The sequence below is a fragment of the Prauserella muralis genome (assembly GCF_003202285.1).
Taxonomy (GTDB): Bacteria; Actinomycetota; Actinomycetes; order Mycobacteriales; family Pseudonocardiaceae; genus Prauserella_B; species Prauserella_B muralis.
On record NZ_MASW01000006.1, the window covers coordinates 746,010 to 767,451 of the forward strand.

18 protein-coding genes are annotated in these 21,442 nt (G+C 72.3%); 9 read left to right on the forward strand and 9 right to left on the reverse strand.

The window, feature by feature from the left end; genetic code table 11:
* Nucleotides 1-197 precede the first annotated feature (197 nt).
* The gene (locus BAY60_RS29085; RefSeq protein WP_112284529.1) at nucleotides 198-791 is read left to right on the forward strand and encodes a GH25 family lysozyme; all 594 of its coding nucleotides are present in this window, start codon (nucleotides 198-200) and stop codon (nucleotides 789-791) included.
* Here the strand turns inward: BAY60_RS29085 and BAY60_RS29090 are convergent.
* On the reverse strand, nucleotides 766-1,782 hold the full coding sequence (locus tag BAY60_RS29090) for a glycoside hydrolase family 183 protein (RefSeq protein ID WP_112284530.1): 1,017 nt from the start codon (nucleotides 1,780-1,782) through the stop codon (nucleotides 766-768). The two genes, BAY60_RS29085 and BAY60_RS29090, sit on opposite strands and share 26 nt — an antisense overlap.
* 34 nt (nucleotides 1,783-1,816) lie before the next feature.
* Between BAY60_RS29090 and BAY60_RS29095 the strand changes: the two genes are divergently transcribed.
* On the forward strand, nucleotides 1,817-3,109 hold the full coding sequence (locus tag BAY60_RS29095; protein WP_112284685.1) for an aminodeoxychorismate synthase component I: 1,293 nt from the start codon (nucleotides 1,817-1,819) through the stop codon (nucleotides 3,107-3,109).
* 15 nt (nucleotides 3,110-3,124) lie between these two features.
* Here BAY60_RS29095 and rsmI read toward each other — a convergent pair whose 3' ends face one another.
* Nucleotides 3,125-3,949, reverse strand: coding sequence for a 16S rRNA (cytidine(1402)-2'-O)-methyltransferase (gene rsmI / locus BAY60_RS29100; RefSeq protein ID WP_112284531.1), 825 nt, complete (start codon nucleotides 3,947-3,949; stop codon nucleotides 3,125-3,127).
* Between the two features lie 74 nt (nucleotides 3,950-4,023).
* Here rsmI and BAY60_RS29105 point away from each other — a divergent pair, with 74 nt between their 5' ends.
* Nucleotides 4,024-5,583 (forward strand): dolichyl-phosphate-mannose--protein mannosyltransferase, encoded by a 1,560-nt coding sequence (locus BAY60_RS29105; protein ID WP_112284532.1) that lies wholly within the window; start codon nucleotides 4,024-4,026, stop codon nucleotides 5,581-5,583.
* 105 nt (nucleotides 5,584-5,688) lie between these two features.
* Here BAY60_RS29105 and BAY60_RS29110 read toward each other — a convergent pair whose 3' ends face one another.
* A complete protein-coding gene (locus BAY60_RS29110) occupies nucleotides 5,689-7,407 on the reverse strand; it encodes a serine/threonine-protein kinase (RefSeq protein WP_112284533.1) in 1,719 nt (572 codons plus the stop codon).
* Between the two features lie 163 nt (nucleotides 7,408-7,570).
* On the opposite strand from BAY60_RS29110, the gene BAY60_RS29115 reads away from it, so the two are divergent.
* Nucleotides 7,571-9,448: a propionyl-CoA synthetase gene (locus BAY60_RS29115; RefSeq protein ID WP_112284534.1), complete on the forward strand. Its 1,878-nt coding sequence runs from the start codon at nucleotides 7,571-7,573 to the stop codon at nucleotides 9,446-9,448.
* 129 nt (nucleotides 9,449-9,577) lie between these two features.
* Nucleotides 9,578-11,119 (forward strand): beta-N-acetylhexosaminidase, encoded by a 1,542-nt coding sequence (locus BAY60_RS29120; protein WP_112284686.1) that lies wholly within the window; start codon nucleotides 9,578-9,580, stop codon nucleotides 11,117-11,119.
* A 156-nt stretch (nucleotides 11,120-11,275) separates the two neighbouring features.
* Here BAY60_RS29120 and BAY60_RS29125 read toward each other — a convergent pair whose 3' ends face one another.
* Together BAY60_RS29125 and adh are read right to left on the reverse strand one after the other, a co-directional pair.
* Nucleotides 11,276-11,620 carry a DUF779 domain-containing protein gene (locus BAY60_RS29125; protein ID WP_112284687.1) on the reverse strand — a complete coding sequence of 115 codons (345 nt, stop codon included), beginning with the start codon at nucleotides 11,618-11,620 and terminating at the stop codon, nucleotides 11,276-11,278.
* 11 nt (nucleotides 11,621-11,631) lie between these two features.
* Nucleotides 11,632-13,155 (reverse strand): aldehyde dehydrogenase, encoded by a 1,524-nt coding sequence (gene adh / locus BAY60_RS29130; RefSeq protein ID WP_112284535.1) that lies wholly within the window; start codon nucleotides 13,153-13,155, stop codon nucleotides 11,632-11,634.
* Between the two features lie 97 nt (nucleotides 13,156-13,252).
* Here adh and BAY60_RS29135 point away from each other — a divergent pair, with 97 nt between their 5' ends.
* From BAY60_RS29135 to BAY60_RS29145, 3 genes are all read left to right on the forward strand, one after another.
* Complete coding sequence (locus BAY60_RS29135; protein WP_112284536.1) at nucleotides 13,253-14,740, forward strand: helix-turn-helix domain-containing protein; 1,488 nt, start codon at nucleotides 13,253-13,255, stop codon at nucleotides 14,738-14,740.
* A 75-nt stretch (nucleotides 14,741-14,815) separates the two neighbouring features.
* Nucleotides 14,816-15,628, forward strand: a complete 813-nt coding sequence (locus BAY60_RS29140) for an SGNH/GDSL hydrolase family protein (protein ID WP_112284537.1) — start codon at nucleotides 14,816-14,818, stop codon at nucleotides 15,626-15,628.
* Complete coding sequence (locus BAY60_RS29145; RefSeq protein WP_112284538.1) at nucleotides 15,601-16,167, forward strand: TetR/AcrR family transcriptional regulator; 567 nt, start codon at nucleotides 15,601-15,603, stop codon at nucleotides 16,165-16,167. Before BAY60_RS29140 ends, BAY60_RS29145 begins: the two co-directional genes overlap by 28 nt.
* An 18-nt stretch (nucleotides 16,168-16,185) precedes the next feature.
* Here BAY60_RS29145 and BAY60_RS29150 read toward each other — a convergent pair whose 3' ends face one another.
* Nucleotides 16,186-17,589: an aminotransferase class V-fold PLP-dependent enzyme gene (locus tag BAY60_RS29150; protein WP_112284688.1), complete on the reverse strand. Its 1,404-nt coding sequence runs from the start codon at nucleotides 17,587-17,589 to the stop codon at nucleotides 16,186-16,188.
* 93 nt (nucleotides 17,590-17,682) lie between these two features.
* Between BAY60_RS29150 and BAY60_RS29155 the strand changes: the two genes are divergently transcribed.
* Nucleotides 17,683-18,711, forward strand: a complete 1,029-nt coding sequence (locus BAY60_RS29155; protein WP_112284539.1) for a tryptophan--tRNA ligase — start codon at nucleotides 17,683-17,685, stop codon at nucleotides 18,709-18,711.
* An 83-nt stretch (nucleotides 18,712-18,794) separates the two neighbouring features.
* Here BAY60_RS29155 and BAY60_RS29160 read toward each other — a convergent pair whose 3' ends face one another.
* From BAY60_RS29160 to BAY60_RS29170, 3 genes are all read right to left on the reverse strand, one after another.
* Entirely contained in the window at nucleotides 18,795-20,057 is a 1,263-nt protein-coding gene (locus tag BAY60_RS29160; RefSeq protein WP_112284540.1) for a DUF2786 domain-containing protein, read from the reverse strand.
* 105 nt (nucleotides 20,058-20,162) lie between these two features.
* Complete coding sequence (locus BAY60_RS29165) at nucleotides 20,163-20,633, reverse strand: GNAT family N-acetyltransferase (RefSeq protein ID WP_112284689.1); 471 nt, start codon at nucleotides 20,631-20,633, stop codon at nucleotides 20,163-20,165.
* 15 nt (nucleotides 20,634-20,648) lie between these two features.
* Nucleotides 20,649-21,206, reverse strand: a complete 558-nt coding sequence (locus tag BAY60_RS29170; protein WP_112284541.1) for an NUDIX hydrolase — start codon at nucleotides 21,204-21,206, stop codon at nucleotides 20,649-20,651.
* Nucleotides 21,207-21,442 lie beyond the last annotated feature (236 nt).

Genomic DNA, 21,442 nt, shown 5'->3' on the forward strand with positions numbered 1-21,442 from the left:
CGTGGGAACTGTCCGCGAGGGAGGAGGCCGGGCGGTGTCCGAAGGCGCCGAGGGTCCCGGCCGGAGGTGGCCTGCCGGCTCGCACTGCCGTGGGGTGTGCGCACGTGCCGTCGCGAGAACGCGTGAGCCCGCGATCGGCAGGGCTGGAACCGCGTTTCCAACCCCGCTGATCAGCGACAACGAGTTAGCCTCCAGCAATGACGGAGCACGGCGACGCGCGCGGGATCAACCTGTCCCTGCACGAAACGATCGACGACTGGGCGAACCTCAGGGCCCACTCGGTGCACTTCGCCTCCATCACCGTCACCGAGAGCATCAACTGGTTCGACTCCACCGCGGCCCGCCAGCTCACCGCGGCGTTCCAGGCCGGGGTGCACGCCGGGATCCGCCACTACGCCCGGCCGGGAGCGGCGCAGGAGCAGGCCAAACATCTGGTGCGCACGGGAATGCCGCTGGGCGCGTTCGCGCCGGGTGCGCTCGCGCCCGCGCTGGACGTGGGCGCGGCGGGCGTGGACGACCGGTTCATCAAGTCGTGGATCAAGGCGCTGCGGCACGCCTCCGGGACGCGCCGCGTGCTCGTGTACGCGGGCTACGAGGACTGGGTGCACCGGTTCCGCCCCGACAAGTGGGCGGACAGCGAGGTGGTGCTGTGGCTCGTGCGGCACAACGGCATTCCGGGACGGCCGGGCTGGTTCCACGCGCGGCTGGGCCTGCACCAGCACGGTCCCGCCCCGCGCGGTGGCGCCGACGCGCTGGTGTACCCGTTCACTCTGGCGGACGTTCTGCTGTAGCCGCGTCCGGGGCCAGCGTGCTCCGGGTGAGGAACACGTTGTACGGGCCCCACTGCGAGACCAGGTAGTAGAGGTCGGGCCCGTCGAGCGACCACGGGTGCAGGAACCCGCCGTAGACAGCGGGATGCTCCCTGCCGGACACCACGACCTCGCCCCACGTCCACGGCCCGGTGAGCCGCGGCGCGCTGCGCAGGACGATGCCCTTGCGGTGCTCGTCGAGGTGCATCAGGAGCCAGCACCCGAGGTGGCGGTGGTAGGCCACCGACATCTCCCCGACCGGGCCCTCGAACACCGGCGCCGCGGCGCGCTCGCTGCCCGCCCAGCCGGTGCCGTCCCAGTACTCGTAGGCGCTCCTGCGCAGCAGCCCGGACGGCAGCACGCGAGCCAGGTAGGCGTCGCCCCGGCGGCCGTTGGTGGTGCCGAACAGGTAGACGTGCTCACCGGAGCGGGTGAACGCGCCGATCTGGAAGCGGTTGTCGTGCCGCCAGCGGTTCGGCCAGCGGGCCGCGCGCGGCTTCTCCCACGTGCGGCCGCCGTCTGCCGACACCGCGATGCCGGCGTGGTTGGTGCGCCACGTGCCGGGCGGGCCCCACCGGCGCACCGACATGTAGTGGACGTAGTGCCTGCCGTCGACGGCGATACCGCCGTTGGGGATCACGGTGATCTCCCGCGCTCGGCCCGACGGGATCACCTGGCAGGCCCCGCCGCCCGGCCGCTCCACCACGCCGTCGAGCGTCAGGCCATCGGCGAGGTCACGGTCGGTGGAGAAGGCCAGCACGTTGCGGCGCCAGTCGGCGGTGCCCGGGCCCGCGCCGTTGCCGCACCAGCCCTCGCCGTAGGTGTCGCCGAACAGCACGAACACCCTGCCGTCTCCGCCGTCCCACATGATGCCGAGATCGGTGCCGAGCACGCCGAAGCGCTCGCCCGTGTCGTTGGCCGAGCCGGGGCCGGTCACCTTCGCCACCCGTGTCGTGTCCATCACGTGCACCATCGACCCGACGGTAGTCGCCGCGAGAATGTCCGGTATGCGACTGGCGCGCCGCTTCCTGCGCTCGGGTCCGGCACCCGAGCGGGTGCTGCTCGCCCTCGACCGGCGCGCACGGCGGCTCGGCCTGGCCCCACCTGCCGCGTTGTGCGGTACGTGGTTCGGCTCGCGGGCCGTGCTGGCGCCGAGCGTGCCGGTGACCCCCGTACCGGACGCCGGGGAGGCGTTCGCGGTGCCCGCCCGGCAGCCGGAGGTGCGGAACGCGGCGCCGGGGGCGGTCGGCGGCGGCTGGTTCGGCTACCTGTCCTACGACCTGACCGATCCGTCCGGGCGCGGTGCCGCGCTGCCCTCCGCCGCCTGGGGGTGGGCCGACCACGTGCTGCGGCTCGACGCCGACGGCGACTGGTGGTTCGAGGCACTGGTGCCGGACGGCGAACCCGAGCCCGTCGCGCTGGCCGCCGAACTGGGCGCGGTGCTCGGCGAGGAGCGCGCCGTGCCTGCGTGGCCCGCCGCCGAGCTCGCCCGGCCGCTGCCGAGCGAGCACCACGCGGCGGTGAAGGCGTGTGTGCATGCCATCGAGGCCGGTGAGCTGTTCCAGGCCAACATCTGCGCGCGGTTCTCCGGCCGGTTCGCCGGTGAGCCGGGCACGTTGTTCGCGGAGGGGGTGCGCAGGCTCGGGCCCGCGCGCGGTGCCTACCTGGCCGGTGACTGGGGCGCGCTGGTGTCGATGTCGCCGGAGCTGTTCCTGTCCCGGACGGGCAGGCGGGTGCGATCGACGCCCATCAAGGGCACGCTGCCGCGGCGTGACGCGGGCGACGACCACCTGGCGCGGCGGCTGCGCGAGTCGGTGAAGGACGTGGCGGAGAACGTGATGATCACCGACCTGGTCCGCAACGACCTCGGGCGGGTGTGCGAGACGGGCAGCGTGCGGGTGCCGGAGCTGCTGGCCGTGCGGGCCGCGCCCGGGGTGTGGCACCTGGACTCGACGGTGGAGGGCACGCTGGCCCCCGGCCGCGACGACGCCGACCTGCTGCGGGCGACGTTTCCGCCCGGTTCGGTGACCGGAGCGCCCAAGCTCCGCGCGCTCGACCTCATCGCGGAGCTGGAGGGCGCGCCGCGCGGGGTGTACACGGGAGCGCTCGGGCTGGCGTCGCCGGTCGCGGGCCTGGAGCTGAGCGTGGCGATCCGCACCTTCGAGCTGCACGGCGGCACGGTGGAGCTGGGCGTCGGTGGCGGCATCACCGCCGACTCCGACGCCGCCGCCGAGTGGCAGGAGGCCCTGCACAAGGCGGCACCACTGGAGCGGCTGCTGCGGGAGCCACCCGGCGCGTGACCTCGGCCGCCGCGCTCAGCGGCGGGCGGCGAGCACCGCGTCGTAGAGCTCCTTCTTCGACACGCCCGCGGCGGTGGCGACCTCGCCTGCGGCGGCCTTGAGCCGCTCGCCCGCGGCGACCCGCTCGGCGACCTCGTCCACCAGGTCGGCGATGCTCACCTCGCGGGGCGCGGCACCGGCCAGCACCACCGTGACCTCGCCGCGCACTCCCTCCTTGGCCCAGGTCGCCAGCTCGGCGAGCGTGCCCCTGCGGACCTCCTCGTAGGTCTTCGTCAGCTCCCGGCACACCACCGCCCTGCGGCCCGCCCCCAGGACGTCCGACGCCTCGGCCAGCGTGGCGGCCAGCCGGTGCGGCGACTCGAAGAACACCGTGGTGCGCGGCTCGTCGGCGAGCGAGCGCAGCCACCGCGCCTTCTCCCCGGCCTTGCGTGGCACGAAGCCCTCGAAGCAGAACCGGTCCGGCGGCAGCCCGGACACCGCCAGCGCCGTCGTCACCGCCGAAGGGCCCGGCACGCACGTCACCGGGAGGTCCTCGGCCGCGCAGGCGGCGACCAGCCGGTAGCCGGGGTCGGACACGCTGGGCATCCCGGCGTCGGTCACGAGCACCACCGTCTCGCCCGCGCGCAGCGCGTCGAGCAGCCGGGGCAGCCGCGACTCCTCGACGTCCTCGTAGAAGCTGACGACCCGGCCTGCCGTGGTCACGCCCAGCGTGGTCGCCAGGGCACGGAGCCTGCGCGTGTCCTCGGCCGCGATGACGTCGGCGTCACCGAGCACCTGGGCAAGACGTGGCGAGGCGTCGCGGGAGTCGCCGAGCGGCGTCGCCGCCAGTACGAGAGGCACCCCCTGAGACTAGGCGGCGGCCCAGAGCGGCGCCCCACCCGTTTGCCACACGGCGGACCGTAGGATCTGCCAGCGTGACCGCACTCCTCAGCCGCTCGGAGCGGGAGGCGGGCCGGGCGCGGCAGCCACCGACCGACCGGGAGGCCGCGCTGCTCGGCACGCCGATGCCGGGCGATCGCCTGCGCGCGCTGCTGGTCACGGTCGTGCTCGGCGTCATCGGCGCCGCGGTGCGACTGCAGAACCTGGGCACCCCCACCGACAAGGGCACCCCGGTCTTCGACGAGAAGCACTACGTGCCGCAGGCGTGGCAGATGCTGCGCAATGGCGGCTACGAGGACAACTACGGCTACGAGCTGGTGGTGCACCCGCCGCTGGCCAAGCAGCTCATCGCCGTCGGCGAGTGGCTGTTCGGCTACAACGCCTGGGGCTGGCGGTTCTCCGCCGCCGTCGCGGGCGCGCTGATCATCGTGCTCACGATCCGCATCGCCCGGCGGCTCACCCGCTCCACGCTGCTCGGCGCCATCGCGGGCATCCTCGTGATCTGCGACGGTGTGCTGCACCTGCAGTCGCGGATGGGGATGCTCGACATCTTCCTGGCCCTGTTCGTGCTGGCCGCGTTCGCCACCCTGCTCCGCGACCGCGATCAGGTGCGCGAGCGGCTCGCCGTCGCGGTCCGGCAGGGCTGGGCCGACGAGTCGCCGTTCGGCCCGCGGCTCGGCTTCCGCTGGTGGCGGTTCGGCACCGGCGTGCTGCTGGGCCTGGCCACCGCGGTCAAGTGGTCGGGCATGTACTGGGTGCTCGCCTTCGGGCTGCTGTGCCTGGTGTTCGACGCGATGGCGCGGCGGACGGCCGGTGTGCCGAGGCCCTGGGCCGGGATGCTGCGGCGCGACCTCGCGCCCGCGTTGTGGGGCGTCGGCGTGATCGCGGTGCTCGTCTACCTGTCCAGCTGGTGGGCGTGGTTCGCCAGCGAGACCGCCACCGACCGGCACTACGTCGAGCTGCAGCAGGTGGGTGACGGCCCCTTCGGCTTCGTGCCCGCGGCGCTGCGCTCGCTGGTGCTGTACACGCTGAACGTGCTGGAGTTCCACGAGAGCCTGTCGACGCCGTCCGGTGACCCGCACCCGTGGGAGTCGAAGCCCTGGACGTGGCCGATGGGCCTGCGCCCGATGCTCTACGCCTACGAGTCGGGGCCGGAGGTCTCCGGCTGCGGCGAGCCGGAGTGTGTCCAGGCGACGATGCTCGTCGGCACGCCCGCCCTGTGGTGGCTGGCGCTGCCGATGCTGGCCTGGGCGCTGTGGCGCTCGATCTTCCGCGCCGACTGGCGCTACGCGGCGGTGCTCGTCGGCTACGGTGCGGGCCTGCTGCCCTGGTTCGTCAACCTCGACCGGCAGATGTACTTCTTCTACGCCACCCCGATGGCGCCGTTCTTGGTGCTCGGGCTGACGCTGGCCCTGGGCCAGTTGCTCGGCGCGGCCCGCAGAGGGCTGGAGCGACGCGGCACCGGTCTGCTCGTCGTGGCCCTCTACACCGGGCTCGTGGTGGCCAACTTCGTGTGGCTGTGGCCGATCCTCAACGGCGATCCGATCACCAACCAGCACTGGCAGGCCGAACTGTGGCTGCCGTCCTGGCGCTGACCGAAGGCACCCCACCAGCCCCTCCAACCCCGCCAGCTGTGGGAGCAAGGGACCTTTACTCCCACAAAACGAGAGTAAATGTCCCTTGCTCCCGTCTTCGCGGGGTCAGCGGGCGCGGGGGACGACCTTGGTGACGGGGCCGTCGGCGGACTGGCCTGCCCTGGCCAGCCAGCCCTCCACCTCGCGGCACACGGCACGCAGTGTCGGCCGGTTGCGCGGCTGCGGGTCGAGCGAGGCCATCAGCAGCCGTGCGTGCACGCTCTGCCGGGGCAGCCGCGACGGCGGCTCGGCCCTGGCCGCCGCCATCAGCGCCGCCATCGGCGTCTCCCGGGTCCCCCGCGGTGGGTAGCCGGACAGGGCGTAGCTCACCGTCGCGGCGAGCTGCCACGCGTCCGACGCCGGGCTGGCGGGCGCCCCGCCCGCCGTCTCGGGCGCCACGTAGTCGGGGGTGCCGATCATCATGCCGGTGGCCGTCAGCTTCGAGTCGCCCCTGCTGCGCGCGATGCCGAAGTCGATCAGGTGCGGAAGGCCCTCGGGGTCGACGATGATGTTCGACGGCTTGACGTCGCGGTGCAGCACACCCTTGTCGTGCGCGGCGGACAGCGCGCTCGCCATCGTCGCCCACAGCCTGCCCGCGGAGACGTCATCGAGCGGCCCGCCGGTGTCCACGGCCTCGGCCAGTGCCTGGCCGTGCAAGTACTCCATCACCAGTGCCAGGCCGTCGGGCTCCTCCACCAGGTCGTACACCCGCACGCAGTTCGGATGGGTCAGCGCGGCCAGTGCCCGTGCCTCCCGCTCCATCCGCGCCTCGGTGTCCCGGTCGGGCGCGTGCGCGATCTTCAGCGCCACCGTGCGGCCGAGCTGGGTGTCCTGCGCCTCCCACACGGTGCCGAAACCGCCGTGGCCGAGCCTGCGCAGCCGCCGGAACCGGCCGCTGCCCGCCTCGCCCGAGCCGGGCGGCACCGGGACAGGACCGGGCGCCGCGGCCAGGGCGGCCGCGTCCTGCGACGGTGCGACCGAGGTGGGCGGGTACTGCTTCGGGGGCGGAGGCGGTGGCGGCTGCTGCTCGGCGGGCGGCACGTACGGCGGCGGCTGGCGCGGCGGCTCCGGCCTGCGCGGCTCCGGCGGCCGGTCCGACTTCTGGATCGTCGACCAGCTCGGCGGCCCGACCAGTGCCACCGGGATCACACCCAGCACGGTGGCGGGCAGGAAACCCAGCCACAGGTGCACGGCGGTGTTGGCCTCCACACCCACGGAGAACAGGACGAACGCGACGAACGGAACCCACAACAGGCGGCCGGGCCACTTCGGGCCCCGGCGCAGCGCGACGCGGCCGAGCAGCATCACCGCCAGCAGGGCCAGGATCGGCAGCCCCACCAGAGCGCCGAGGTAGTAGCCGTACGCCAGCACGCTGCCGCCCGGGTAGAACAGCGTCTCGTAGATGTTCTGCCCGCCGCCCAGGTACTCGGCCTGCACGCCGACGAAGCAGAACTCCTGGCCGAGCGTGGCGCGCTCGGCGCCGGACAGCCCACCGGTGCCGCCCGCGAAGACGGCGCGGTAGACGCTCGACACGCCCGTGGTGAGCAGCAGCGGCAGCAACAGCACGAACACCAGGCCGAGGCCACCGATGGTGAACAGCGCGGGACCGTGGTAGCGGTTGCCCGTGAACTTGCGCACGATAGCGACCAGCACCATGCCCGCCACGGGCACCAGCCCGATCAGCGCCCCTGCCATGCTCGTCGCCCACACCCAGTCGCCAGGACAGAACCCCGGCTGGAACAGCGCGTGCGCCAGCGAAAGCAACGAGCTAGCGATCGACTCCACCCCTCGCTCCTTCGCCGCGTTCTCGGCACCGACCGCTCCAGAGTATGTCGAGTGCCTCTACTGGGGACGCGGGTGGTGGGGCCGTGGTTCACCTGGTGCACCACGCGCTGGTCGTTCTACGGTCTGCATCAGCACCTGACCTCGACGCGGAGGAGGCAGCACGATGGGCGCCTACGCCGACAGCTACCGGCGCAGCCTGGACGACCCCGACGGCTTCTGGCTGGACGCCGCGAAGGCCATCGCCTGGACGCGCAGGCCCACCACCGCACTGGACGCCTCCCGCGCCCCGTTCTACCGCTGGTTCCCCGACGGCGAGCTCAACACCGCCTACAACGCGCTCGACCGGCACGTCGAGCAGGGCAGGGGCGAGCAGGCCGCGCTCGTCTGGGACTCGCCGGTCACCGGCTCGCAGCGCCGCTACACCTATGCCGAACTGCGTGACGAGGTGGCGCGCTTCGCGGGCGCGCTGGCCTCGCTCGGCGTCGGCAAGGGCGACCGGGTGATCATCTACATGCCGATGGTGCCGGAGGCCGTCGTCGCGATGCTCGGCTGCGCGCGCATCGGGGCCATCCACTCGGTGGTGTTCGGCGGCTTCGCGCCGAAGGAGCTGGCCGCGCGGGTCGAGGATGCCAAGCCGAAGGTCATCGTCGCCGCCTCGTGCGGCATCGAGCCCAACCGGATCGTCGAGTACAAGCCCATCATCGAAGCGGCGCTGGAGACCACCGAACACCAGCCGGACCGCGTCGTCGTCCTGCAGCGCGACGCCCACCGCGCCGACCTGGGCGGCCGCGACGTCGACTGGGCGGAGCTGATGGCGGGCGCACCGGCCGCCGACCCGGTGCCGGTGGCGGCCACCGACCCGCTCTACATCCTCTACACCTCCGGCACCACGGGGAAGCCGAAGGGCGTCGTGCGCGACACCGGCGGGCACGCCGTGGCACTGGCGTGGTCGATGGGCGCGGTCTACGACATCGGCCCCGGCGACGTGTGGTGGACGGCCTCGGACGTCGGCTGGGTCGTCGGCCACTCCTACATCGTCTACGGCCCGCTGCTGATCGGGGCCACGACCGTGCTCTACGAGGGCAAGCCGGTGGGCACGCCGGACGCGGGGGCGTTCTGGCGGGTGCTCTCCGAGCACAGGGCCAAGGCGCTGTTCACGGCGCCGACCGCGCTGCGGGCGATCAAGCGGCTCGACCCGGAGGGCGCCGAGATCGGCAGGTACGACCTGTCGGCGTTCGGCACACTGTTCCTCGCCGGTGAGCGGCTGGACCCGGAGACCTACCACTGGGCACACGACAGGCTGGGCGTTCCGGTGGTGGACCACTGGTGGCAGACCGAGACGGGCTGGCCCATCGCGGCGAACCCGCGCGGGCTGGAGCCGCTGCCCGCGAAGCCGGGCTCGGCCACGATGCCGGTGCCCGGCTGGGACGTGCGGATCCTCGGTCAGTCGGGCCAGGAGGTGCCCGCGGGGCAGGAGGGCGCCATCGCCATCAGGCTGCCGCTGCCGCCGGGGGCGTTGCCGACCCTGTGGGGCGACGACGAGCGCTATGTCGAGGCCTACCTGTCCCGCTACGAGGGGTACTACCTGACCGGCGACTCCGGCTACCGCGACGCCGACGGCTACCTGTTCGTCATGGGCCGCACCGACGACGTGATCAACGTGGCAGGGCACCGGCTGTCCACCGGCTCGATGGAGGCCGTGCTCGCCGCGCACCCCGCGGTGGCCGAGTGCGCGGTCATCGGGGTGAAGGACCCGCTGAAGGGGCAGCTGCCGCGTGGCTTCGTGGTGCTCAAGGCAGGCGCGGACATCGCCGAGGAACAACTGCGGGAGGAGCTGGTGGCCGCCGTGCGTGCCGACATCGGCCCGGTGGCGGCGTTCCGGGACGTCTCGGTGGTGGACGCGCTGCCGAAGACGCGGTCGGGCAAGATCCTGCGCAAGACGATGCGCGGGATCGCCGACGGCCGGGACGAGCCGGTGCCCTCGACGATCGAGGACCCGAACGTGCTCACGGCGCTGCGCCCGATCCTGCGCGGGGAGTGAGTCTACCCCGTTCGGCGGATGTCCAGACCACGTTAGTGGTCTATACCTTTACGCACCCTGCTCCCCATCCGATGGAGGTGCTCCGTGCGTCAACGGAGGACGTTCGTCTGCCTGCTGGCGGCGGCGGCGATGCTGCTGACCGGGCTCCCGGCCACCGCCGGGCCCGTCACCGCCGCCAGACAGCTGAGCGACGTGATACCCGCACCGGCGGAGGTGAAGGCCAACCCGAAGGCCGACTTCCGGCTCACCCCGTTCACCCAGATCCGCACGCAGCCCCACTCGAAGGATGCGACGCGGATCGGCCACTACCTCGCGCGGACCCTGCGGCCCGCCACCGGCTACCCCCTGCCGGTGGTGCCCGCCCGGCGTCAGCACCTGCCCGGCATCTCCCTGCTGCTGGGCAAGGCCGCGCCACGCACCGGCACGGAGGGCTACCAGCTCGACGTGGCCCGCAGCGGCGTCACCATCCGCGCCAACACCCCAGCCGGGCTGTTCGCCGGCGTGCAGACCCTGCGCCAGCTGCTGCCCGCCGACATCGAGGCCGACCGCGTCCAGCGCCGCGCGTGGACGGTGCCGGGCGGCCGCATCGTCGACTACCCGCGCTTCGGCTACCGCGGCGCGATGCTCGACCTCGCCCGGCACTTCCACACCCCGGACGAGATCAAGGCCTACGTCGACGAGCTCGCCCAGTACAAGATCAACCACCTGCACCTGCACCTGAGCGACGACCAGGGCTGGCGGATCCAGATCGACAGCTGGCCCCGGCTCGCGCCCGAGGGCGGCGGCCCTGGCACCGGTGTCGACGGCGAGGGCGGCGGCTACCTCACCAAGGCCGACTACACCGACCTGGTGCGCTACGCGGCCGAGCGCTACATCACCGTCGTGCCCGAGATCGACATGCCGGGGCACACCAACGCCGCGCAGTCGGTGTACGCGGAGCTCAACTGTGACGGCGTCGCCGTGCCCCCGCGCACCGACATCGAGGTGGGCTACAGCTCGCTGTGCATCGACTCCGAGATCACCTACACCTTCGTCGAGGACGTGATCCGCGAGCTGGCGGCGATGACGCCAGGGCCGTACCTGCACATCGGCGGCGACGAGGCACACGCCACCACCGACGAGGACTACGCGACGTTCATGAACCGCGTGCTGCCGCTGGTGTACAAGTACGGCAAGCGGCCGTTCGGGTGGAACGAGGTCGCCAAGGTGGACCCGCCTGCCTCGACCGTGCCGCAGTACTGGGGCACCACCACCCAGAACGCCGACGTCGCCGAGGCGGCGGCCCGCGGCAGCAAGATCCTCATGTCGCCGGCCAACAAGGCCTATCTCGACATGAAGTACGACGCGAACACCCCGCTCGGCCTGCAGTGGGCCGGGTTCATCGAGGTGCGCGACGCCTACGAGTGGGACCCGGGCAACCACCTGGACGGCGTCGGCGAGGAGTCCGTACTCGGCGTCGAGGCTCCACTGTGGTCGGAGACACTGCGCACGCTCGACGACATCGAGTTCATGGCGTTCCCGCGCCTGCCCGCGCTCGCGGAGCTCGGCTGGTCGCCACGCGCGACCCACGACTGGGGCTCGTTCTCGCAGCGGCTCGCCGAGCAGGGCCCGCGCTGGCAACTGCGGGAGGTGAACTTCTACCGCAGCCCGCAGATCGCCTGGCCGGGCTAGCCCAAAGCTCCCCAATGCCACATTCGTAGCGCTCAACTTCCCCAATGCGGCATTCGTAGCGCCCGCCCGTCTCCCACCACCACCCAGACGGAGGCGCTCCGCGCCGCTGCGCCGATTCAACGCCACCAATGCCGCATTGGGGAGCTTGCCGGGCGGCTACTCGAGGAGGCGGGACCGGATGAGGAACCGGACCCCTTCCGGAGCCTCCAGGGAGAAGCCGCTGCCCCGGCCCTCCACCACGTCGATGGTCAGGTGTGTGTGTTTCCAGTACTCGAACTGGGGCCCGGACATCCACACGGGAACGTCGTCGATGCCCTCCACGACGAGGTCCCCGAGGTGGACGTCCGTGGCGCCGATGCGGAACTCGTCACGCGGGTAACACATCGGCGCACTGCCGTCGCAGCAGCCGCCGGACTGGTGGAACATCACCGGGCCGTGCTCACGGGCCAGCCGCCGCAGCAACGCCGCGGCGGCGCCCGTGAGCGCGACCCGCTCGGTCACGCCGGAGGCCATCAGAAGAAGCCCAGCGCCTGGTCGGAGTAGCTGACCAGGAGGTTCTTCGTCTGCTGGTAGTGGTCGAGCATCATCTTGTGCGTCTCGCGCCCGATGCCCGAGGCCTTGTACCCGCCGAACGCCGCGTGCGCGGGGTAGGCGTGGTAGTTGTTCACCCACACCCGGCCCGCCTGGATGTCGCGGCCCGCCCGGTAGGCGGCGTTGCCGTCGCGGGACCAGACCCCGGCTCCCAGCCCGTACAGCGTGTCGTTGGCGATCTTGATGGCGTCGTCGTAGTCGGCGAAGCGCGTCACCGACACCACGGGGCCGAAGATCTCCTCCTGGAAGATCCTCATCTTGTTGTCGCCCTCGAAGATCGTCGGCTCGACGTAGTAGCCGCCGGACAGCTCACCGCCGAGGTCGACACGCGAGCCGCCGGTGAGCACCCGCGCGCCTTCCTGCTTGCCGATGTCGATGTAGGAGAGGATCTTCTCCAGCTGGTCGTTGGACGCCTGCGCGCCGATCTGGGTCTCGGTGTCCAGCGGGTGTCCCTGCTTGATCCGGCGCGTGCGCTCGACGGCGTCGCCGACGAACCGGTCGTAGATGCCCTGCTGCACCAGCGCCCGCGACGGGCACGTGCACACCTCGCCCTGGTTCAGCGCGAACAGCGCGAAGCCCTCCAGCGCCTTGTCGTAGAACGCGTCGTCGGCGGCGGCCACGTCGTCGAAGAAGATGTTCGGGCTCTTGCCGCCCAGCTCCAGCGTCACCGGGATGATGTTCTCGCTCGCGTACTGCAGGATGAGCCGCCCGGTGGTGGTCTCGCCGGTGAACGCCACCTTGCGCACGCGCGGGCTGGCAGCCAGCGGCTTGCCGGCCTCCACACCGAAGCCGTTCACGACGTTGAGCACACCGGCGGGCAGCAGGTCGCCGATGATCGACAGCAGGACGTGGATCGACGCGGGCGTCTGCTCGGCGGGCTTGAGCACCACCGCGTTGCCCGCCGCCAGCGCGGGCGCGAGCTTCCACGTGGCCATCAGCAGCGGGAAGTTCCACGGGATGATCTGCCCGACCACGCCCAGCGGCTCCGGGAAGTGGTAGGCGACCGTGTGCTCGTCGATCTGCGAGATGCCGCCCTCCTGCGCCCGCAGCGCGCCGGCGAAGTACCGGAAGTGGTCGATGGCCAGCGGGATGTCGGCGGCCAGCGTCTCGCGAACCGGCTTGCCGTTCTCCCAGCTCTCGGCCACCGCGAGCCGTTCGAGGTTGGCCTCCATGCGGTCGGCGATCTTCAGCAGCACACCGGCGCGCTCGTCCGCGGAGGTCCGGCCCCACGCGGGCGCGGCCCCCTCGGCGGCGTCGAGTGCCCGCTCCACGTCGTCGGCCGTGCCCCGTGCGATCTCGGTGAACGCCCTGCCGGTCACCGGCGTGGGGTTCTCGAAGTAGCGCCCCGAGGCCGGGGGTACGTACTCGCCGCCGATGAAGTGGTCGTAGCGCGCCGCGTAGTCGACAACGCTGCCTGCGGTGTTGGGTGCCGCGTATTTCGTCATGCCTGCTCCTTTGCCAGCGACGGACGCGGCGACCGTAGGAGCGGCAACGTTGCACGGACGTTGCAGGCCCGCGAGCGCCATCACTAGCCTTTCCGGAATGGCGGAGCGGCCAGCGCCCGACCTGCTGCGCGACCCCGAGTCGTACGCGCGGCTGCTTCGGCACGTCCACGAGGCGGTGCTCTCCGGGGCACCGGCGCCCCGCTCGCCCCGGCCACTGGTGTCCGAGTCGTGGCATCGCTCGCTCGCCGCCCGGGTCGACCCGGACAGCACCCCGCCGCCGCTGGTCTACGACGACGCCGAGCTGCGGGGCAGGCGGGAGGACCATCCCCTGGCCTCGGTGCTGCCGATCCTGCGCCAGACGCTGGTGAGCATCGCCGACGACGCCGAGCACATCATGATCGTCACCGACGCCGACGGCCACATCCTCTGGCGGGAGGGGGCGAGCGCGGTGTGCCGCCGCGCCGACCGCGTGCACCTCACGGAGGGCACCCGCTGGTCCGAGGACGCCATCGGCACCAACGCGATGGGCACGGCACTGGCCACCGGTGAGCCGGTGCAGATCTACTCGGCCGAACATCTGGTGCGCACCTATCACACGTGGACCTGCGCGGCGGCCCCGCTGCGCGATCCGGACACCGGGGCGCTGCTCGGGGTCATCGACGTGAGCGGCCCGTTGCGCACCGTGCACCCGGCGATGCTGGCGCTCGTGTCCGCGACGGCCGGGCTCGCGGAAGGCCACCTGCGGGCCGAACTGGCGGCCCGCGACGAGCGGCTGCGGCGCGCCAACATGCCGCATCTGGAGGCGCTGCGCGGCGAGCCGGGCGCGCTGCTCTCGGCCAGCGGGCGGGTGCTCGCCACCGAGTCCTGCGGCCCGCTGCCCTCCACTGTGGACGTACGGAGGCCCTCGGGCACGGTCGCGCTTCCCGACGGCAGGCTGGGCAGCCTCGAACCGTTGCCCGAGGGTTTTCTGCTGCGTCTGCGCAGCGGCGGTGCGACGCAGGCGGCACGGAAGCCGAGGCTGGCGCTGGAGTTCCTCGGCGACGGCGAGCCGCTGGCCACCGTGGACGGCCGGGACGCGCCGATCACCCTGCGGCACGCCGAGATCCTCACCCTGCTCGCCCTGCATCCCGACGGGCTGAGCGCCGAGCGGCTGGCGTTGCAGCTCTACGGCGAGGCCGGCAACCCGGTGACGGTGCGCGCGGAGATCCACCGGCTGCGCAGCCAGCTCGGTCCCGCCGTCGTGCAGACGCGGCCCTACCGGCTGGGCGCCGAGGTCGAGGCCGATTTCCTGCGAGTGCGGGCCGCGCTGCGGGCGGGCCGGGCACGCGAGGCGGCGACGGCGTTCGACGGCCCGTTGCTGCCGCACTCCGAGGCCCCCGCCATCCTGGACGAGCGGGAGTCGCTGACCGCGCTCGTGCGCAGGGTGGCCCTGGACAGTGGCGACGCCGACGCGCTGTGGCAGTTCTGGGACACCTCGTGCGGCGCCGACGACGCCGAGGTGGTGGCCGCGCTGTGCGCCGCGCTGCCGTCCGGCGATCCCCGCCGCGCGGTCGCGGTCACGCATCAGGCGCGTCTCGACTCCTGACCGCGACGTAGACAGCGTCTACAACTCTTTGCTACACATGCCGAGTGAGATGAACGGCAGATGTCGGAGAGTTGAATGGGTTACCAACGCTTCGTGGCGCTCGGGGACAGCTGCACCGAGGGGCTCGACGACCCCTACCCGGGCAGGCAGGTGTACCGCGGCTGGGCCGACCTCGTGGCGAGCCACCTGGCCCGCGACGAGCCCGGGCTGCGCTATGCCAACCTGGGCGTACGCGGGCGTCGGCTCGACCAGATCGTCGTGGAGCAGATCCCGACGGCGATCGACCTGCGCCCCGACCTGGTGGCCCTGTTCGGTGGCGGCAACGACATCATGATTACGCGGGCGTACAGCACCGAGACCGTGACCAAACGGGTGCGCGCGGCCGTGCGGCTGCTCTGTGACGCCGCCCCGACCGTCGTGGTGTTCACGCTCAGCGACATCTCCGGGCGGATGCCGGGGCTGCGGCGCATGCGCGAGCGCATCGACGCGCTCAACGACGCCATCCGCACCGCGGCCGCGGACTACGGGGCGGTGCTGGTGGACCTGTGGCCCGACGAGGCCGCGCAGGACCTGCGCTACTTCGGGCCCGACCGGCTGCACCTCGGCGAGCACGGGCATCGCAGGGTGGCCGCCCACCTGCTGCGCACGCTGGGCGTGCCGTACGACGGGAGCTGGCTGGAGCCGCTGCCCGGCAGCCCCGCCGAGCCCAACCTGCTCGCCCACGCGCGCTGGATGTGGAGCGCGGTGCTGCCGTCGGCCAGAACGCGGGTGACGAACTTCCTCACCGGGCGCTCGTCGGGCGACGGGTACCTGCCGAAGCGTCCCGACCTGCTTCCCGTGCTCAGCGACGAGCGGGATCCATGGGCAGCGATCCCCGGCAGCATCTGATCGCCAGCGCGACGGCGCTGCTCGCGGACGAGGGTGTGGAGGCGGTGACGCTGCGGCGCATCGCCAGGGAAGCGGGCGTGTCGCACGGCGCTCCGCTGCGGCACTTCGCCGGGCGCACCGAACTGCTGTCGGCCGTGGCCTCGACGGGCTTCGCCGAGCTGCGCAGGCGCGGGGAGACCTCGGCCGGCGCGACCGCCGCCGAGCGGCTGCGGGCGGCGTGCCTGGCCTACCTCGACTTCGCGCTGGGCAACCCGGCGATGTTCGAGCTGATGTTCCGGCACGATCTCATCGACGCCCACGCCCCGGAGCTGGCGGGCACCAGCGACGCCCTCTTCACCGGCTTCTGCGAGCTGGTGCGCGGGGCGCAGGAGGAGCAGGGCTGGCGCACCGGCACCGACTCGCGACTGCTGGCCGCGTCGCTGTGGTCGGCACTGCACGGGCTGGCCGAGCTGTGGCTGTGGGGCGAGCTGGGCCGCGCGCTCAAGCCGGACGAGATCGACGCGGTGCTGCGGGTGACGCTGGAGACCTACCTGCGCTGAGTCCGGGCTTTCACCGAGTCACGACACCGCCGCGCGGATGGCCTCCCACGCCTGGTGCACGTGGCGGCGCTGGGTGGCCGGGCCACCGACGGCCAGCCGCAGCACCGTGCGCCCGCCGACCACCGCGTGCGTCAGGTACAGCTCGCCCGAGTCGTTGAGGCGCTCCACCAGTGCCATGGTCGCCGCGTTGGCGTCCTCGGTGGACAGCTCCGGATACCGCGGCCGGAAGCAGACCAGCCCGAACGGATGGTGGTCGCTGACCTCGAACCGCGGGTCGGCGGCGACCAGATCGGCGAACTCGTCGGCGAGCGCGATCCCGTCACGGATGTGGGCTCGCAGGCCCTCCGCGCCGTACCAGCGCAGCACCGCCCACAGCTTCAGCGCCCGGAACCGGCGGCCGAGCGGGAGCTGCCAGTCGCGGTAGTCGATCACCTCGCCGGAGCTGGTCGCCGGGTTGCGCAGGTACTCGGGCAGAGCCGACAGCGCGTCGATCAGCGGGGCGCGGTCGGCCAGCCACAGCACGCTGCAGTCGAAGTTGGTGAGCAGCCACTTGTGCGGGTTGGTGACGTAGGAGTCGGCGTATGCGGCGACGCCGTCGTTGATCCAGCGCAGCTCGGGGCACACCGCCGCCACCCCGGCGTAGGCGGCGTCGACGTGCAGCCACACGCCGTGCTGCCGGCACACCTCGCCGATGCGTGCCACCGGGTCGATCGCGGTGGTGGCGGTCGTGCCGATCGTCGCGCACACCAGCGTGGGCACGGCACCGTCGGCCCGGTCGCGTTCGAGGAGCGCGGCCAACCGGTCCGGATCCATCGCCAGCGTGTCCGGGTCGACCTCGACCGCGCGCACGTCGCCCGCGCCGAGGCCGGCGATGCGGCCTGCCCGCTCCAGCGACGAGTGCGTCTGCGACGACACGTACAGGGTGTGCCGTCCCGCGCCGGCTCTCTGCCGCGCCGCGAGCAGGGCCACGAGGCTCGCGCTGGACGCCGAGTCCTGGATGACGCCGCCGCCCGCCTCGTCGGTGCGAAACCGCCGGGGCAGGTCCAAGAGTTCGGCGAGCCAGTCGACGACCACCGTCTCCAGCTCCGTGGCCGCCGGGCTGGTCGCCCACAGCATGCCCTGCACCCCGAGACCCGAGGAGAGCAGGTCACCGAGGATGGCGGGGCCGCTGGCGTTGGCCGGGAAGTACGCGAAGAAGCGCGGGTGCTGCCAGTGCGTGATGCCGGGCAACAGAACGCGGTCCAGGTCGGCCAGCGTGTGCTCGAACGGCTCGCCGTGTTCGGGTGGATGGGAGGGCAGCGCACGCCGGATGTCACCAGGCCCCACCGGTGAGCGCACGGGATGGGACTCGACCGAGGCGAGGTAATCGGCGATCCAGTCGATTACCTGCTTACCGTGCTTACGGAACTCCTCCGGTGACATGTGGTCGGCCATTGCGGCAGCGTAGCCGCTGTACGACGAGCCCGGGCTCACCTTCGCGCCGCCGCCAAAGTCCTGGTCAGTAGGATGGCGGGCATGTCACAGCCCGTAGCCAAGGTCTCCTTGACCGGCATCAAACCGACCGGCGACCCGCACCTGGGTAACCTGGTCGGCGCGATCCGCCCGGCGCTGCAGCTGGCTGAGGAGTACGACTCGCTGTACTTCATCGCCGACTACCACGCGCTCACGACGGTGCGCGACCCCGAGCTGCTGCGCCACTACTCGCGCTCGGTGGCCGCGACCTGGATGGCCGCGGGCCTCGACCCGAAGCGCACCACCTTCTACGTCCAGTCGGACGTGCCGGAGATCTTCGAGCTGACCTGGGCACTGTCCTGCATCACCGGCAAGGGGCTGATGAACAGGGCGCACGCCTACAAGGCGGCGAGGGACCGCAACCTGGAGGCGGGCGAGGACCCGGACGCCGGCGTGAACATGGGGCTGTTCAACTACCCGATCCTCATGGCGGTGGACATCCTGATCATGGAGTCCGACGTGGTGCCCGTCGGCAGGGACCAGGTGCAGCACGTGGAGTACGCCGCCGACATCGCGGGCAGCTTCAACCACCTGTACGGCAGGTCGTACGAGTTCAAGATCCCGCAGGCGATCATCCCGCCGGGCGAGACCGGGCACACGCTGCCCGGCCTCGACGGCCGGAAGATGAGCAAGTCCTACGACAACACGATCCCGCTGTTCCTGCAGGAGAACCAGCTGAAGAAGCTGGTGCGGCGCATCCCCACCGACAGCACGCCGGTGGAGGCGCCGAAGGATCCGGACAGCTCGGCGCCGTTTCTGATTCTGGAGTCGTTCGCTCCGCCGTCGGCGTCCGGCCTCGTCGCCGACACCCGCAAGCGTCTCGAGGAAGGCGGCATGGGCTGGGGCGAGCTGAAGAACGTGCTGTTCGAGGTGCTCAACACGGAACTGGCGCCGCTGCGGGAGCGCTACGACGAGCTGATGCGGCCGGGCAGCGAGCTGGACAGCTTCCTGGCCGACGGCGCCGAGCGGGCTCGCGCGCGAGCGAGCCGGGTGCTGTCGTCGGTGCGCAAGGCCATCGGCATCGCGAGGTGACGCCGCCTCCGTGGCGGCTCGGCAGGTGCTGACTGTCCGGCCGGTTCACCGCGGGCAGGCCCGGCACGGCACCCGCAACCGCCTCACCGATCGGTGACGGGGGCGCCCATGCCGAGCTCCCGCCGCCGCACGGCGAGCTCGGCGCGGTCGGCGGCCGCCCTGCCCGCCTGCCATCCCTCACCGTTGCTCACCGACGTGGACTTGCGTACCACGTGGCCGAACATCGCCTCGAACGTCTCCTCCACCGCCTGTGAGCGGGCGGCGAGCACGGGCAGCAACCGCGGGTCGGCGACCGGTTCCCGGGCCTGCTCGGCGGCCTCGGTGAGCCGTTCCCCGATCCGCACGGCGTAGGAAACGAGGAACGCGCGGCGGAACGAACGGGTCCGCGACGCCGCGGTACGCGTGCCGCGGCCGCCCTCCGCCACCATCGCCCGCGTCGCCTGCACGAGCAGCGACGTGGCCAGCAGCTCGGTGATCTCCAGGTCGAGCTCCTCCCCGACCAGGGCGACGAAACCGAGCCCGGAGTAGAACACCGAGCGGCACCGGTTGGCCTTCGCGATGGCCGCCACCAGATGCGATTTCGCGTCCACGTATGGACTGTCCAGCCACACCCGGGTGGAGGTCGCCGGACGGCCCGCGTGCGGGCCGGCGTCGAGCAGCGCCCGTTCGAACGCGTGCCGGTTCATCAGTTCCTGCGCCTTCGCCGACAGGGCGTCCGCCTCCTCGGGGAACGACGTCGACTCCGCCTTGGCCAGCAGGGCGCGGACCCGCGCCAGGATCTTCGGGTCCACCCCGGCCGCCCCGGTGGCGGACGGCACCGGCTGCCCGGTGCCCGGCGGCGACAGGATCCGCGGCAAGGACGGCAGCAGCACCAGCTCCGACAGCAGGCCGATGGCGACGAGCACGGCGTGTTCCAGGCTGACGCCCGCGCGGTGTGCCCACTGCGGCAGGTGGGGCCGGTCGTGCTCCCACCAGACCGCCGCCTCCAGCCCCCGTACCTGCGCCAGCCAGCGCTGCGGGACGGCGGCCACCGCGTGCCGCGCCGTGTCCGCCGCGATGGTGTCCACCAGCAGGCTCACCTGCTCCGGGCCCGCCCGTCTGCGGATCGCCTGCCAGAGGTCCTCCGGTAGCCAGCCGGCCTCCCACAGCTCGCCGACCAGCGTGCCCAGCGCGATTCCCGCCGCAACGCCCACGGTGCGCGGCCTGCCTGCGAACCGGCCCCGCCCGAGCTCGGCCGCGCAGGCCGCCGCAGCGGTGCGGTGGCCACGTGCGTGCGCGCGGGCAGCGGCGACCAGCGACCCCGCCAGCAGCTCGGCGGGCGTGCCGTTCGGGCCACGAGTGCTCATGTCATCCCCCCGGTGACTCGGTGCCCGCCGACCGTAGCGACGGGCACCGACAAACCGGATGGCCCGTGCGGCCCCTCGAGGCCCCCGGGCCGCGTGCCGTGGCCTTCAGGTCAGGGTCAGAACGACCTCGTCGACCTCCTCCCCGCGGGCCCGCGCGAAGGTCCGTCCGTGACCGGTGACGACGAACCCACATTTCTCCAGCACACGGATCGAGCCGACGTTGTCCGCGACCGCGTGGGCGTACAGCGGCCGCGTACCCACCAGCTCGATCAGGGCGGCCAGCGCGGCAGTGGCGACACCGCGCCCCCAGAACGCCACATCGATCCAGTAGGTGACCTCACGTTCGTCCGGCGGGCCGTAGACGGCGGCATGGCCTGCCACCACGTCATCGGCCAACACCGTGCGCACCAGGACTGCCGGATCGGAAAGCACCTTGGCCCAGTGCATGTCGAAGGCTTCTCGGTCGTCGTGATACGGGCGGGTCACCGCCGCCATGTCCTTGGCCGTGCTGTTGCTCAGGTGCGTCCAGAACACGGCCAGATCGCTGTCGCGCACCGGTCGAATCGACGTCTTCACGAAGGACGACACCCTTCAGCCGAACGCGAGGCGCTCGACCCGGGACAGGGTCTCGCGGAGGTTGTCCTCCGTGGTCGCCTCCCACGCCTCGCCCATGGTCAGCCAGCGCAGCGGCGCGTCCGGCTTCTCCGGACGTGCGGCGTCCGGTTCTCCGGTGGCGAGCACGAACCGCAGGTCGGCGTGCTCGTGCGCGGGATCGTCGCCTTTGGCGGGCACCGGCACGATCACGGCGTGCACCAGGCGCCCGTCGGGCCACGGAGCCAGATCCGGCAGCCCGGTCTCCTCCCTGCCCTCACGCAACGCCACGTCGAGCGGAGCGGTCTCGCCGGGATCGCCGTGGCCGCCGACCTGCAGCCACGCCCGCTGACGCGCGTGCCAGCGCAGCAGCACTCGCCTGGTCGGCGGATGCACGATGACGGCCGAGGCCGTGACGTGCAGGGGCAGCGACTGCGACCACGGGTCGGTTTCGGCTGCCAGCACCTCGCGGATCCGCGCCACGTCGGCGGCCTCGGTGGTGTCGGCGGGCTGGTAGCCGGTAAGCAGGTCGGCGACCGGCGGGCTGGCTTCGATCATCCGGCAAGGGTAGCCACAGCCACCGCGATCGTCGTCGGTTGCGCCCAAGGTGCCCGCGGGTACCTGATGTGTACCCACGGTGCCCTTCGGCTCGCCAAGGCCGAGCATCGATTAGGGGCCATCAGTACAAGTTTCGGGACATGGCGTTAGACGTCCCGCCACGCGCGGTTCATGCTGATGCTCGACACGGAGCTCACCGGGACGGTGACGGCAGGCCGCCCGCGAGGAGGACAGAG

Coding starts and splice junctions, on each gene's coding strand:
- BAY60_RS29150 (WP_112284688.1), bottom strand. CDS start 17,589: ATGTCACCGGAGGAGTTCCGTAAGCACGGTAAGCAGGTAATCGACTGG.
- BAY60_RS29115 (WP_112284534.1), top strand. CDS start 7,571: ATGGGCGCCTACGCCGACAGCTACCGGCGCAGCCTGGACGACCCCGAC.
- BAY60_RS29160 (WP_112284540.1), bottom strand. CDS start 20,057: ATGAGCACTCGTGGCCCGAACGGCACGCCCGCCGAGCTGCTGGCGGGG.
- BAY60_RS29140 (WP_112284537.1), top strand. CDS start 14,816: ATGGGTTACCAACGCTTCGTGGCGCTCGGGGACAGCTGCACCGAGGGG.
- BAY60_RS29120 (WP_112284686.1), top strand. CDS start 9,578: ATGCTGCTGACCGGGCTCCCGGCCACCGCCGGGCCCGTCACCGCCGCC.
- BAY60_RS29145 (WP_112284538.1), top strand. CDS start 15,601: ATGGGCAGCGATCCCCGGCAGCATCTGATCGCCAGCGCGACGGCGCTG.
- BAY60_RS29170 (WP_112284541.1), bottom strand. CDS start 21,206: ATGATCGAAGCCAGCCCGCCGGTCGCCGACCTGCTTACCGGCTACCAG.
- BAY60_RS29090 (WP_112284530.1), bottom strand. CDS start 1,782: ATGGTGCACGTGATGGACACGACACGGGTGGCGAAGGTGACCGGCCCC.
- BAY60_RS29135 (WP_112284536.1), top strand. CDS start 13,253: ATGGCGGAGCGGCCAGCGCCCGACCTGCTGCGCGACCCCGAGTCGTAC.
- adh (WP_112284535.1), bottom strand. CDS start 13,155: ATGACGAAATACGCGGCACCCAACACCGCAGGCAGCGTTGTCGACTAC.
- BAY60_RS29085 (WP_112284529.1), top strand. CDS start 198: ATGACGGAGCACGGCGACGCGCGCGGGATCAACCTGTCCCTGCACGAA.
- BAY60_RS29095 (WP_112284685.1), top strand. CDS start 1,817: ATGCGACTGGCGCGCCGCTTCCTGCGCTCGGGTCCGGCACCCGAGCGG.
- BAY60_RS29155 (WP_112284539.1), top strand. CDS start 17,683: ATGTCACAGCCCGTAGCCAAGGTCTCCTTGACCGGCATCAAACCGACC.